Genomic DNA, 13,913 nt, shown 5'->3' with positions numbered 1-13,913 from the left:
GTGTAACGTTACCCCTTTATGCTATCAGGACATACCATGAAACACATTTTTTCAAATTCTATTATCTGGTTACTGCTGTTTAGCTTATGGCTTGCCGGCTGTTCACCAGCAACGACTAATACACTTGAGCAAACGCTACAAGGTAACACGATGGGGACGACCTATAGTGTTAAATTTTATAGCCAGCAGCCGGTGGATAACCAGGCATTACAACAGCTAATAAACCAGGAACTTGAGCTGATTAACGATTTAATGTCGACGTATCGGCCAGAGTCTGAGCTAATGCGTTTTAACCAGTTACCAGACACGGCGTCTTTTACATTAAGTGAACAAACTGCCAAAGTTGTTGCCGAAGCCATTAGAATTGGCCATCAAAGTGGCGGGGTACTTGATATTACCGTCGGCCCGCTAGTTGAATTATGGGGCTTTGGTGCCAGCGGCAGGATAACTGAGCGACCTGCTACTGATACCTTGGCAGCAATTCAGCACTATGTTGGCTTGGAAAAAATTAGTTTAGCGGGTAATCAGCTAAGTAAAACTGATCCACGGCTGGCGATTGATTTATCTACTATTGCCAAAGGCTATGGTGTTGACCAAATTGCAACGATATTAGAAAACCATGACATTAATGATTACTTGGTCGATATTGGTGGTGAAATGCGGCTAAAAGGTAGTAAGCCTGATCGAGCCTGGCGCATAGCGATTGAAAAACCTGTTGCTGGGCAACGTTCAATGCAGCGAATACTAGAACCGGGTAATATGGCCGTAGCAACGTCGGGAGACTACCGCAATTATTTTGAACAAGATGGAATAAGGTACTCACATTTAATTGACCCACGAACGGGCGCGCCTATACAGCACCGTACGGTATCAAGCACGGTATTACATGCCAGTAGCATGACGGCAGATGGTTATGCCACTGCACTGCACATAATGGACGCCAATGAAGCACTGCAATTTGCTAATCAGCATGATATTGCTGCCTTGCTGATTGTAAAAACCGATGACGGTTATACCGAGATGGTCAGTAACGCCTTTCAACCTATTATAGATAACGAGAAGAGGTAGCCGATGGCTGTATTTTTATTTACCTTTGGTTTATTCCTGCTGGTGGTGTTCGCCATGGCTATAGGCTTTATTGTGCAACGCAAAACCCTGGCCGGAAGTTGTGGTGGTCTCGGAGAACTTGGTATAGATAAAGCTTGTGATTGTGATAAGCCTTGCGAGAAACGCCGCAAACGGCTCGAGAAAGAAAAGTTCTGGCAGGATAATAAAATCATCTGAATGCGGTTGCTTGGCGTATAATTTATACGATTAATCCTGTCAGGCTCTGTAAATAAGCGTCTGGTGTGCTTCACTAACCTGCTATAAGGATATTTATTATGCCACGATTATACCCTTACGCTTTGTTACTGGTTCTTTTCTTAAGTTTACCGGCGTTAGCAAATCGTTTTGCTAACGTTGAAATAAAAGCCACCCCCCTTGCCGACAACCTTTACATGCTAACAGGCTCTGGTGGCAATATGGCGGCTCTGGTTACCGACAAAGAGGTAATATTAATTGATGCCCAGTACGCTGAGCTAGCAGATAAAATTAACGCTAAATTAAGTGAACTTAGTGCGGGTAAACAACTTGGCACCTTGATTAATACGCACATGCATGGTGATCATGTTAATGGCAACAGCGCTCTAATGCCAAAAAGAATTATAGCCCATGATAATGTATTAACGCGTTTAACGGCTGATACGGCATTTCCGCGTACCGGTTTACCTACTGAAACCTTTAGTAAACAGCTAAGTCTTAGCGGAAATGGACAGACCGTCCGCTTAGAGTATTTGCCGCCAAGCCACACTGATGGCGATATTATTGTTTGGTTTGAGCAAGACAATGTGGTGCATATGGGCGATATGTTGTTCGAAGGGCGATTCCCGTTTATTGACCTGAATAACGGCGGTTCTGTTCGCGGATATATTGCTAATGTTGTATATGTATTGAATGTAATTGATGAGCAAACCAAAGTAGTACCGGGACACGGTGAATTAACGGATAAAGCCGGCTTACAACGTTTTCATCAGATGATGGTGAAAACGTTGGCATTGGTAGAACAACAGCAAGCTAAAGGGTTAAGTAGCGAGCAAATTGTTGCTGCCGGTCTGGGCGATGAATGGCTTAACTGGCATTGGAATTTTATTACGGAAGAACGTTGGATTAATACGCTACTGCAAGCAGAGCCAATAACACAATAGTGTGCTTAATTCGCCGTAACATACCGGGCTTTGCTATAAACGCCATACCCGGTATTTTTTACCTTTCATATTGCCGTCATTCAACAATGCTAATGCTTGTTTAGCCACTTTATTGCTGACTGCAACAAAGGCAACTGTATCCAGCATCTGAATTTTTCCAATATCTGCAAAGGCAATACTTTTGGTACTGGTTAAGGCACCGACAATATCGCCTGCTCGTAATTTATGTTTTTTACCACCGTCGATTTGCAATGTTTGCATCAGCGGTTGCGGCAGGGCGTGTTGTAAAACGGTTTTATCCGGTAATGGCTGCACATTAATATCCAGTGCTAACTGCTGCGCTAAAGCGGCTAACTTATGGCCATCGTCTGGGCTAATCAGTGAGCAGGCAATGCCGCTATTACCGGCACGGCCGGTACGTCCAATCCGGTGAGTATGCGTTGCTACATCGTGTGCTAACTGGTAGTTAATAACTACATCCAGTTTTTCGATGTCAAGACCACGGGCAGCAACGTCGGTAGCGACTAATACGCTGACGCTATTATTACTAAATTTTAATAACGCGTGTTCACGATCACGTTGCTCCAGATCGCCATGCAAGGCAATAACGCTTATTCCTTGCTGTTTTAGCGTATCGGCCAGTTCCTGAGTCTCGCGCCGGGTATTACAAAATACTACGGTACTGACAGGTTGAAACTTATGCAGTAGCAAACAAACCGCATTAACACGCGGGCAACCATCTAACTGGTAAAATTGTTGTTCTATAGTACTCTGAGTATGTGGTGCATCTACCGTAACCGTTAGTGGCTCATGCATAATATTATCGGCTATTTGCCGTACTGCTTTGTCAAAGGTTGCACTAAATAATAAGGTTTGACGTTTAGCCGGCACTTCAGCCAGGATGGCGTTAAGTGCATCAGCAAAACCCATTTCTAGCATGCGGTCTGCTTCATCCAGTACCAGAGTGCTTAAATCCGTTAAGTTCAAACGTTGTTGTTGTAAATGGTCTAATATCCGACCCGGGGTGCCAACAATAATATGCGCACCATGTTCCAGTGAAACGATCTGGCTGCGTGTCGGCACACCGCCGCATAAGGTTAATACTTTAATATTATGAATATTCCGGGCTAAGGTACGAATTTCTGCGGCGACTTGTTCTGCCAATTCACGCGTTGGACACAGCACTAAGCTTTGAATACGAAAGCGTTTTACATCAAGTTTAGCCAGTAAACCTAAAGCAAAGGCCGCTGTTTTACCAGAACCGGTCTTGGCCTGAGCAATAACATCGCGATGGGCTAAAATGGCTGGCAGGCTTTGTGCCTGCACTGGGGTCATTTCGTGGTATTCAAGGCTGGTTAAACAGTCCAGCAAGGGGGCTGGTAACGCCAGCTGACTAAAAGCATGATCAGACACTATGATATCCTGCAATAAATAACAGGACACGGCCTGCAAACGGCCGGCATTATAGCAGAAGTTATTATGCTTTGTTCTCTAATCTGCTCTCGGCGTTATCGCTGGCTTTTAGTGGTTGTTTTTGTTCAATTTTAGAAAGTTTTACCACTTTATCTTCAGTTGCCGGTAACGTTTCGCCAATAAAACTGCCGCCACGTTCAATGCATAAATCATCAGTGTGAATGGTGCCCTGTGCCTTGCCTTGGGGTAAAATTTCAACAGTATTCGCAAAAAGCTGACCATCGAATAACCCATTAATAATGACTTTATCGGCGGTAACTTCTCCTTTTATCCGGCCAGCCGCACTGATAATAAGGGTTTTTTCGCTACTGATTTTTCCTTCGACATAACCATCAACCTGCATATCACAACTTAATCTGATGCTTCCGTTAATTGCGCATCCCGCAGCGATGACAGTTGTAGTTGTGTGCTTGCTTTGGTTTGTAGCATCGTGACTAAAGAATCCCATTTAATACTCCGTTCTTTTTCAAATACCAGGTCAAAGTTGTTAGCATCCCAATCCAAAAAATGTTGTGGGTTAAGCGACCGGTCCAGAAAATGTACCTCATAATGCAGATGTGGAGCCGTTGAATTGCCGGTATTACCCGATTTAGCAATTAGTTGCCCTTTATGCACAAAGCTACCATTGACAACACTAAACTCGTCAAGATGCGCATACAAGGTAGAAAAACCGAAAGCATGCCGAATTTTTAGTAAATTACCATAACCATTTTTGCTGGGCCTGACAATTTCAACAACCCCATCAGCCGGTGAATAAATAGGTGTTCCGCGGTTAGCGGATAAATCAATACCATTGTGATGCTGCTGTTTGCCCATTATGGGATGGGTGCGTATGCCAAATCGTGAAGAACGGCGCTGGAAATCAAGCGGTGAACCATTTGGGACCAGTTGTAACATGGCCATTTTAGCACTGGAATTAACGGTGGCAGTATCTAACCGCGCTTCTAAATCTTGTGGGAACTGTTGTTCCAGGCCAAGTGTTAACTCGATTTCACCCAGCCGGTTGCTTACTTGCAGCATTTCATCTTTTTTTACTGCAAGCTCATGTTGTAATTGTTCACGTGTTTGACTAAGTTCGTTAATTTCAGCAGTAAGTTCTGATGCTTGGGTGGTGAGTAGTTGTTGTTGACTTTTGGTATGATCGACAGTCTGTAGTAAATAATCTATAACCGCTGCGGTAATAATAACAGTAAATAAAATTAACCATAAACTAATCACCGCGTTGCGTTTAAACAACTTACTGATACTAAAATGGCGGGTACCATTGATGCTCGATACCGAGATAATAATGCGATCTTTCATCTGATATGACAGCTTTTTCAATGGCCAAAAACAAAACAGGAAGTCAAAATAGGTGGCTTTGTTGCTGCTGTCAAGGTTTTCATTACTGTCGTAAAAAGCAAAACCGCAGCAAATGCTACGGTTTTGGTGCAAACTGCGTTAGCAAAAAAACTTAATGACTTTCGTCACCCTCGATGCCATGCACATGACCATGAGCCAATTCTTCTTCGGTTGCATCACGAACTTTTAGTACTTCAACGTCAAATTTTAGTTCAATACCTGACAACGGATGATTACCGTCAACTACTACTTCTTCTTCTGTAACATCCAAAATAATTACTGATTGTTCGCGGCCATCAGGACCGGCGGCTCGAAAACGCATACCTGGAGCTACTTCCATACCTTCAAACATCGTCTTCGGTACGGCTTGAACTAATTGGTCATGGCGTTCGCCATAGGCCTCAGCAGGGGCGATGGTTGCGGTAAAGCTGTCACCAACGGCTTTACCGTCGAGCGCCTTCTCCAAACCCGGGACTAATGCACCGTGGCCAAACAAAAATACCAAAGGCTCGCCATCAACAGATGAATCCAGTTTATTACCTTCCGGATCGGTAACGGTGTAATGCATGGCGACGACTTTGTCTTGTAAAATGGTCATGAAAACCTCTTTAACTTAATGGATAAGGTAACGGTAGCAACTGCAATGCCGGTGCACTGTCTGACTTCAACCGTAAGGAGTCTGCCGGTGTTATGTCATTAGGCAGCACAGCAATTAACCACAGTTGGTTATTGATATTGACCGCATTAATAACCTGGCCCACCCGGCGCCAGTTGTCATTGAACTGTTGTTCTATATCGTTACCTGCCGCAGGCGCTTCATCCGTTTTGGCTTGCAGTAACCAAGCAGCCCGTTTATTGCGACCCAAATATTTCATCCGGGCAACCGTTTCCTGGCCGAGGTAGCAGCCTTTGCTAAAACTAATGGCATCTACTGCTTGTAAATTCAGCATTTGCGGAACAAATTCGCCAATAAGTGGCTGCTCAAGATAGCAAAAGCCTTGTAATATATGTTGTTTTAACCATAACGTTGGCGCGGCTAATGGCAAACTGCTGTTAAGCAAGGCAATGGCATCTTCTTTGGGCAACAACAGCATAAAATGTTGCTCGGCCAGTTGCAACACCACACCGTTATTATGCCGGCTTACGCCACCGTTGCCAGCTGGTAGCGTAAAACCAAGCTGACAGACCAGTTGCGCGGCACCGTCGCCGCCTAATCCCAAGGTAGCCATGCTATCTTGACAAGATTCAAAGCTTACTTTGGAGAAAACGCTAAATTTGCGCCACTGCGCCATTGAGGCCGTCAGTTCATCGCGAAAAGCCACAACGAGCAAATCATCAGCTTGTTGCAGCAGATGAAACACCGATAATGTTTTACCTTTAGCATCACATTGAGCACCACGTAAAAAGTTTTCACTGTTTAATTGATCAATGTCGCAGGTAGCCTGGCTTTGTAAATACTTACGATTATCAGCACCGCTGACTTTAATAATATCAAATGCCGGCAAAGGCGCGATAAAAGCCCCTTGAACCTGATTGGATAATTGAGCGTAACTCTGTGCAGTTAACCATGAAGTATGCATTGTTTATTTCACCAGAAGTATCACCAAAGCCAGTATAGTTGTAATATTGGGGCAGCAGAGCAAAGCTCAACCCCAGGCCAACAGATTTGTTGTGCTGTGGCTATTTTCTTAATCGCTTTAGCAGTAAGGATGTAAAATGACCGAGTTAATGATTAAACCACGGCTGCGCTGGGCATGCCGGCGTGGCATGTTGGAGTTAGACGTGCTGTTAGCGCCGTTCGTTGAGGAAGGCTATGATGCGTTAACACTGCAACAAAAACACGATTTTGAACGCTTACTAGCCTGTGATGATCCGGATTTGTTCGCCTGGTTTATGGGGCATGCTAAATCAGCTGATCCTGCGCTACAAGCGCTTATTGCATTAATACTAGACCGTGTCCGGGTGTAGTGTCGCAATAGAAACATCGCGTTGGTGGCGTTATATGCTACTGGCGTGTGGTGTGGCGTTGATAGCACTGTTTTGTCTTCAACCGTTACCGCTAATGATACTTTTTTTGACGGCACCATTACTCTGCTGGCTGTATTGGTATGGCGTGACGTTGTATCAACAAGGCACGCTAGCTAAAGGGGTAACTGTGCAAAGCGATGGCCAGCTTCAGTGGTGGCAGAGTAAGCAACCCGGCGGTAAATTAACACCGGGTTGTCTGGTTAGCGAATTTATGGTGTTGCTGCGTTGGCAAAGTGCCGATCAGCGCCAACATCAGCAATGGTTGCTGGCTGACCAGTTTACGGATGTTGATTTTCGGGCGCTGGCCCGGTTACTTAACCAACTGAGCTGGCAGCAACCGCTTAATCACCCCGCACATTCTACTACTGACACCGTGGCTAACCAATTTTCGATAACCGCATTACTGGGCCGGTTGCGGCGTTAGCAAGGTGGGCTCTGCGTTACTTAATAGCTCAGGATAATCCAAATTGTAATGTAAACCACGGCTTTCTTTTCGCGCCATGGCGCAGCGAATAATCAGTTCTGCAACCTGCACCAAATTACGTAATTCCAATAAATTATGGCTTAAACGGAAGTTGCTATAATAATCTTGTATTTCTGACTGTAACAGCTCTACCCGGTGCAGGGCACGCTCCAGCCTTTTGTTAGTGCGCACTATGCCTACATAGTCCCACATAAATAACCGCAGTTCATGCCAGTTATGCGTGATAACTATTTCTTCATCCGAGTTACTAACCCGGCTTTCATCCCAGGGCGCAATATCGGCATAGCGTGAGCACACATCACGCTGGCTTAAAATATGTTTGGCCGCAGCCTGAGCAAACACAACGCACTCTAACAGCGAATTGCTGGCCATACGATTTGCCCCATGCAAGCCAGTATAAGCCACTTCGCCTATGGCGTATAAGTTGCTAAGATCGGTTTGACCATTGAGATTAGTTACCACGCCGCCGCAGGTATAATGTGCTGCAGGTACCACAGGAATAGGCTGGCGGCTAATATCAATGCCGACGCTTAAACATTTAGCATAGATAGTGGGGAAATGCTCAATGATAAAATCTTTTGGTTGGTGACTGATATCCAGATAAACACAATTAGCCCCGAGCCGCTTCATTTCATAATCAATAGCTCTGGCAACGATATCACGCGGTGCCAGTTCAGCACGCTCGTCAAATTCAGGCATAAAGCGGCTACCGTCTGGTCGGCGTAAGTAGGCCCCTTCACCACGTAATGCTTCGGTAATCAAAAAATTCGGTGCATCCGGATGATACAAGCTGGTAGGGTGAAATTGGTTAAATTCCATGTTAGCTATCCGGCAACCGGCCCGCCAGGCCATGGCAATACCATCGCCACTAGCAACATCAGGATTGCTGGTATACAAGTAGACCTTGCTGGCACCACCGGTAGCTAATGCTACAAAATGGGCTTTAATGGTTTCGACTTTAGCTTGCGTTTTATTCCAGACATAGGCGCCATAACAACGTTGTGGATCCAGCCCTAATTTACTGCCATTAATTAAATCAATAGCATTGTAGTTTTCCAATATTTGAATATTCGGGTGTTGTTTTACTTGATCAACCAAGGTAATTTGTACCGCTTTGCCGGTGGCGTCTGCAGCATGTAGGATCCGCCGATGGCTATGGCCACCTTCGCGAGTTAGGTGATACTTCAGGCTACCATCAATATCCTTATATTGATCAAAAGGCACGCCTTGATCAATTAGCCATTGCATCGCTTGCCGGGCGTGTTCTGCGGTATACTGCACTGCAGTTTCGTTGCATAAGCCGGCACCAGCAATTAAAGTGTCGTTTACATGCGAGGCAATACTGTCGTTTTCGTCAAACACTGCGGCAATGCCACCTTGCGCATATAAGGTTGATCCCTCGCGCAGTGGGCCTTTACTTAACACTAACACCTTAACGTGTTCAGCCAGTTGTAACGCTAAGGACAAACCCGCAGCACCACTGCCAATAATTAATACGTTACAATGATATTCATGTTGTGGTGTCATGCGATACACTTACCCCAGTTAAGCTTTAATGTTAGGGCAACCTTAAGGTTACCGTTGGTAGTACCCGACAGCCAGACTGTTGGATCAAGTTATTGTAGCGGTTATGTCATAATAAACAGAACTATTTATTGTGGCCGCGGTCTGAGCTTCGACGCCAGACAAGGGCCATTTATCATCTATAGCCTAAAAGTATTACAGGGGACAGGCTCACAGAATGAGCGAGCAAGAATTAGATTGGCAAATTGTCCAGCGGGTACAACAAGGTGATAAAGCCGCTTTTAATCTGTTGGTGAAAAAATATCAACATCGGATCGCGAACTTAATTTCACGTTATGTCTCTAATCACGGAGATGTAGCAGACGTTGCTCAGGAAGCTTTTATTAAAGCGTATCGGGCCATGCCGGGGTTTCGCGGCGAAAGTGCGTTTTACACCTGGTTATATCGAATTGCAGTGAACAGTGCAAAGAATTATCTGGTAGCGAATGGCCGTAAACCGCCTGCTACCGATATCGATGCCGAAGATGCTGAGTATTTTGAGGGCAGTGACGCCTTAAAAGAGCAAGATTCACCAGAGCGGCTGCTATTGTCAGAAGAGATTCGTGCGGTGGTATTTAATACTATCGACAAGTTACCTGATGAACTTCGTACGGCAATAACCCTCAGAGAGCTTGAGGGGTTAAGTTACGAAGAAATAGCAGAAGTAATGGCGTGCCCTATTGGAACTGTACGTAGCCGGATCTTCAGGGCACGTGAAGCGATAGATCTTCAACTTAAACCATTAATAGGTTGATTCGGACTATGAACAGCAAGCAAACAGGAAATATTATGGCCTCAGAACAGCAAAATTGGCTTTCAGCCGCCAGTGATAACCGGCAAATCAGTGCTTCTGAATTAGACCAGTTATTACAGCAGCCAGAGTTGCAGCAAAAACTGGAACGCTATCAATTGGCTTCTGCTATTTTTCGGCAGGAAAACGTTATGCCATTACCTGCAAACTTTAGTGCTGATATTGCGGCGTTGCTGCAAGATGAGCCTGAATATAAACTTAGCCATAGTCGCAGTTTGCTGCAAAAAGTTGGTTCTGGTCTGAAGTATGCTGCTAATGGTAATTGGATAAAACCTGCAGCTCAAGGCGCAGTAGCGGCGGGTGTTGCGTTATTTGCAGTGCTAGGGGTGCAACAATACCAACTGCCGCTAGAACAAGAATTGTTGTTACCTAGTCCGGTATTGCAAACTAATCCGATAGGCGGGTTTGCCACGCCGGTTAGTTTAAGTTCTACAACGGTTGACTCCCGCTTTGCCGAACAAGAGCAGCAAGCCATGCAGGAGCAACAACGGCGGTTACATGCGTTGTTACAAGCGCACCGTCAGCAAGTGCGCACCATGGATCAGGCTAAAACTGAACCTAAGCAACACTCTGAGCAACCAAAAGAGCAGTAAATATGAGTAAAGTAGTAAGCCTGTGTTGCACCCTGATGTTATTGTGCAGCAGCTTGCTGCAAGCGGATGAATCCGGTTGGGATTTGTTTGACCGGGTGCAAAATAGTGTTAGCCAATACAATTTCGATAGTTCTTTTGTGGTGTTTAAAGGCAATCAGGTGGAAACATTCCGCTGGCAGCATGGCCGTAAAGACGATAAAGAAATAGAACATCTGGTGCCATTAGATGCTGAAGGTGTTGATATTTTGCGTTTAAATGGCGTGGTGTATTACTTTTTTACCGACCGTCCCACTTTAGTCACTACCAGCAATAGCATTAAAGAATTGCCGGCATTATTATTTCAAGATAGTAATCAGATCCAAAAGCTGTACAGCGCTGTGCTTGGTAGCAGCACTGTTATGTCAGGTCATACTGCCCAATTATTGCGGTTAAGTGCAAATGATTCAAGCCGGCACAGTTACTGGCTTTGGGTCGAGGTTGAATCTGGCTTTCCACTGCGCATTGATGTTATGTCTGAACAGCAGGCACCGTTAGAGCGCTGGTTAGTTACCCATATGCAAATTAGTCCTGAATTACCTGATAACTTGCAACTTTTGTTAGATACCGATCTGCCCGAACCTGCGGCACAAGCATCATCAGTTACCTTGCCGGCAAGTGAACTGCAATTAAATTGGTTGCCGGCAGGCTATCAACTAGTTGTTGAACCCACTATCCTGCCACAATTACAGCAAAGCCTGCTCAGTTACTGGTTATTAACCGACGGCCTACATCAGGTATCAGTCTTTGTGCAGCCTAGTCAGCAAATGCCAACCCAGGCTTATCGAGACGGCGCGACAACCATTTATATGTTAAGTGCAGCACAGCACGATGTCACCGTGATCGGACCTGTTAGTATCGACGTAGCCGCACGATTAGCCGCAGCAGTGCATTAAGTAACAGGTAACAGGGTAAAATGATTGAGCAGATAGCAACAGTGTTGGCAGTAGATGAAGGCGGGGTATGGCTGGGCACTACGCCGGTAACTACCTGCAATGCCTGCCAGGTAAGTAGCGATTGCGGCACCGGTATTGTCGCGAAAACCCTGACGCCTCGACAAAACCGTTTTTTTGTTAGCACCCACCTCACGTTATTGCCTGGCGAGCAGGTAAAAATTGCTACTACTGAGCAGCAAGTTGTTATTGCGGCGCTGCTGGTATACTTATTGCCGTTAGTACTAATGTTGTTATTGGCTTTGGTGGCTGATCTGGCCTGGCAGGTAAGCGAGGGCTGGACCATGCTAGCGGCACTGTTTGGTGCTTGTGCTGGTTTGTTAATTGCCCGCTATTACGGCAATAACGTTGCCACGGCGCAGCAACTTAATATTGTCGCGGTATTGCCGGCCTTAAAAGTACAGCAAGTGTCCTGAGCGCTTGGCGAAGAACACATAGCAAGCTGACGATGGATAGAGTACAATTCCCGCTAATTTTTTACAGCATTGGTATCACAATAGCCGCGCCTGAATAGGCTGCGACCTAGCTTATTGTTTGTACCCCCAGCATTTTTCGGACACTTGCGGATAACATGGCAAAAATAAACAATATCAGAAACTTCTCCGTCATCGCTCACATTGACCATGGTAAATCGACACTGTCTGATCGGCTTATCCAGTTTTGTGGCGGCTTGGCCGATCGTGAAATGCAGCAACAGGTGCTCGACTCTATGGATCTGGAGCGAGAGCGGGGTATAACCATTAAAGCGCAAAGCGTTACCCTTAACTATACCGCTGACGATGGCAATATTTACCAGCTGAATTTTATTGATACACCAGGGCACGTCGACTTTACTTACGAGGTAAGTCGTTCATTGGCTGCTTGTGAAGGCGCCTTGTTAGTGGTTGACGCCGGCCAGGGCGTAGAAGCCCAAACCGTGGCGAACTGTTACACCGCACTGGAAATGAATCTGGAAGTTATTCCGGTCCTCAATAAAATTGATTTACCCCAAGCTGAACCCGAACGGGTTGCCGAAGAAATTGAAGATATTATTGGTATTGAAGCGCTTGGCGCAGTGCAATGTTCGGCTAAAACCGGTTTTGGCATTAAAGATGTATTAGAAACCATCGTTAAAAAAATCCCACCGCCGGAAGGTGATCGTGACCTTCCGACCCAGGCGCTGATTATTGATTCATGGTTCGACGCTTATCAGGGTGTTGTCTCACTGGTGCGGGTAAAGCATGGTTCAATAAAGACCAAAGATAAAATTAAAGTGATGTCGACTGGTCAAGTTTATGAAGTAGACAAAGTAGGTGTTTTCAGCCCAAAAGCCACCAACACCGGCCAATTAAATACCGGCGAAGTGGGCTTTGTAATCGCGGGTATTAAAGAAATTAAAGGTGCACCGGTCGGTGATACGCTTACCTTAGCAAAAAACAGTGCAGAAAAACCTCTGCCTGGCTTTAAGCGGATTAAACCTCAGGTTTATGCCGGGGTGTTTCCGGTATCTTCCGATGATTATGAAGATTTTCGTGATGCCCTAGCTAAGCTTAGCTTGAATGATTCTTCCTTATTTTATGAGCCAGAAAACTCTGGTGCCCTCGGCTTTGGTTTTCGTATCGGTTTCCTTGGCATGTTGCACATGGAAATTATTCAGGAACGCTTAGAGCGGGAATACGATTTAGACTTAATTACCACCGCACCCACAGTGGTGTATGAAGTGGTAAAGAAAAACGGTGAAACGGTGTTGGTAGATAACCCCAGCGATTTGCCAGCAGTAAATGATATTGAAGAAATGCGCGAGCCGATTGTCGAGGCGCATATTCTGGTGCCACAGGAATACTTGGGTAATGTTATTACGCTGTGTATCGAGAAGCGTGGTACTCAGGTCAATATGACGTATCACGGTCGACAAGTGGCGCTGGTCTATGAGCTGCCGATGGCTGAAGTTGTGATGGACTTTTTTGACCGGTTAAAATCAACCAGTCGTGGTTATGCTTCACTTGATTACTCGTTTAAGCGTTTCCAGACGTCGAACATGCAACGAGTTGATATTTTAATCAATGGCGAGCGGGTAGATGCGCTTGCTATTATTAGCCATATTGATTTTGCCCAGGGCCGTGGCCGGCAACTGGCAGAAAAACTGAAAGAGCTTATTCCGCGGCAAATGTTTGATATTGCTATTCAGGCGGCTATTGGTAACCACGTTATTGCCCGCACTACCATTAAGCAAATGCGCAAAAACGTATTGGCAAAATGTTACGGCGGTGATATCAGCCGTAAGAAAAAACTACTGCAAAAGCAGAAAGATGGTAAAAAAAGGATGAAGCAGGTTGGTAATGTTGAAGTACCACAAGAGGCCTTCCTGGCCATTTTGAAAGTAGGCAAGTAAAACGTAGGTAATAA

General features: G+C 45.4%; 16 protein-coding genes. 10 read left to right on the top strand and 6 right to left on the bottom strand.

The features are described from left to right. The first annotated feature begins 36 nt into the window (after positions 1-36). From VT06_RS10795 to VT06_RS10785, 3 genes are all read left to right on the top strand, one after another. Positions 37-1,068, top strand: coding sequence for an FAD:protein FMN transferase (locus VT06_RS10795; RefSeq protein ID WP_046554318.1), 1,032 nt, complete (start codon positions 37-39; stop codon positions 1,066-1,068). Between the two features lie 3 nt (positions 1,069-1,071). Beyond that, positions 1,072-1,284 carry a (Na+)-NQR maturation NqrM gene (nqrM, locus tag VT06_RS10790; protein ID WP_046554317.1) on the top strand — a complete coding sequence of 71 codons (213 nt, stop codon included), beginning with the start codon at positions 1,072-1,074 and terminating at the stop codon, positions 1,282-1,284. A gap of 98 nt (positions 1,285-1,382) precedes the next feature. Beyond that, the gene (locus VT06_RS10785) at positions 1,383-2,246 is read left to right on the top strand and encodes an MBL fold metallo-hydrolase (protein ID WP_046554316.1); all 864 of its coding nucleotides are present in this window, start codon (positions 1,383-1,385) and stop codon (positions 2,244-2,246) included. A 33-nt stretch (positions 2,247-2,279) separates the two neighbouring features. Here VT06_RS10785 and dbpA read toward each other — a convergent pair whose 3' ends face one another. The 5 genes from dbpA to ygfZ all read right to left on the bottom strand — a co-directional run bounded on the left by dbpA (position 2,280) and on the right by ygfZ (position 6,640). Continuing rightward, on the bottom strand, positions 2,280-3,659 hold the full coding sequence (dbpA, locus tag VT06_RS10780; protein ID WP_046554315.1) for an ATP-dependent RNA helicase DbpA: 1,380 nt from the start codon (positions 3,657-3,659) through the stop codon (positions 2,280-2,282). Between the two features lie 64 nt (positions 3,660-3,723). Beyond that, positions 3,724-4,062, bottom strand: coding sequence for a polymer-forming cytoskeletal protein (locus VT06_RS10775; protein WP_046554314.1), 339 nt, complete (start codon positions 4,060-4,062; stop codon positions 3,724-3,726). Between the two features lie 8 nt (positions 4,063-4,070). Beyond that, the gene (locus VT06_RS10770) at positions 4,071-5,021 is read right to left on the bottom strand and encodes a M23 family metallopeptidase (RefSeq protein WP_046554392.1); all 951 of its coding nucleotides are present in this window, start codon (positions 5,019-5,021) and stop codon (positions 4,071-4,073) included. Between the two features lie 151 nt (positions 5,022-5,172). Further along, entirely contained in the window at positions 5,173-5,658 is a 486-nt protein-coding gene (locus tag VT06_RS10765) for a peptidylprolyl isomerase (RefSeq protein ID WP_046554313.1), read from the bottom strand. A gap of 10 nt (positions 5,659-5,668) precedes the next feature. Next, the gene (gene ygfZ, locus VT06_RS10760; RefSeq protein ID WP_046554312.1) at positions 5,669-6,640 is read right to left on the bottom strand and encodes a tRNA-modifying protein YgfZ; all 972 of its coding nucleotides are present in this window, start codon (positions 6,638-6,640) and stop codon (positions 5,669-5,671) included. 136 nt (positions 6,641-6,776) lie between these two features. Between ygfZ and VT06_RS10755 the strand changes: the two genes are divergently transcribed. Then, a complete protein-coding gene (locus tag VT06_RS10755) occupies positions 6,777-7,028 on the top strand; it encodes a succinate dehydrogenase assembly factor 2 (protein ID WP_046554311.1) in 252 nt (83 codons plus the stop codon). Continuing rightward, positions 7,015-7,512: a protein YgfX gene (locus VT06_RS10750; RefSeq protein WP_369796906.1), complete on the top strand. Its 498-nt coding sequence runs from the start codon at positions 7,015-7,017 to the stop codon at positions 7,510-7,512. The genes VT06_RS10755 and VT06_RS10750 overlap by 14 nt, the downstream gene beginning before the upstream one ends. Here the strand turns inward: VT06_RS10750 and nadB are convergent. Beyond that, complete coding sequence (gene nadB / locus VT06_RS10745; RefSeq protein ID WP_046554309.1) at positions 7,489-9,099, bottom strand: L-aspartate oxidase; 1,611 nt, start codon at positions 9,097-9,099, stop codon at positions 7,489-7,491. The genes VT06_RS10750 and nadB overlap by 24 nt on opposite strands. 214 nt (positions 9,100-9,313) lie before the next feature. Between nadB and rpoE the strand changes: the two genes are divergently transcribed. The 5 genes from rpoE (at position 9,314) to lepA (ending at position 13,899) form a co-directional block, all read left to right on the top strand. Then, on the top strand, positions 9,314-9,889 hold the full coding sequence (gene rpoE / locus VT06_RS10740) for an RNA polymerase sigma factor RpoE (protein WP_046554308.1): 576 nt from the start codon (positions 9,314-9,316) through the stop codon (positions 9,887-9,889). A 35-nt stretch (positions 9,890-9,924) separates the two neighbouring features. Continuing rightward, positions 9,925-10,539, top strand: coding sequence for an anti sigma-E factor RseA C-terminal domain-containing protein (locus tag VT06_RS10735; RefSeq protein WP_046554307.1), 615 nt, complete (start codon positions 9,925-9,927; stop codon positions 10,537-10,539). 2 nt (positions 10,540-10,541) lie between these two features. Further along, positions 10,542-11,471, top strand: coding sequence for a MucB/RseB C-terminal domain-containing protein (locus VT06_RS10730; protein WP_046554306.1), 930 nt, complete (start codon positions 10,542-10,544; stop codon positions 11,469-11,471). Positions 11,472-11,491: 20 nt separating this feature from the next. Continuing rightward, positions 11,492-11,944, top strand: coding sequence for a SoxR reducing system RseC family protein (locus tag VT06_RS10725; protein WP_046554305.1), 453 nt, complete (start codon positions 11,492-11,494; stop codon positions 11,942-11,944). Between the two features lie 155 nt (positions 11,945-12,099). Further along, positions 12,100-13,899 carry a translation elongation factor 4 gene (gene lepA, locus VT06_RS10720; RefSeq protein WP_046554304.1) on the top strand — a complete coding sequence of 600 codons (1,800 nt, stop codon included), beginning with the start codon at positions 12,100-12,102 and terminating at the stop codon, positions 13,897-13,899. Positions 13,900-13,913 lie beyond the last annotated feature (14 nt).

Origin of the sequence: Arsukibacterium sp. MJ3, from assembly GCF_000987765.1 — a bacterium.
GTDB lineage: Bacteria > Pseudomonadota > Gammaproteobacteria > Enterobacterales > Alteromonadaceae > Alishewanella.
This window is presented reverse-complemented; position numbering and strand designations above follow the sequence as displayed.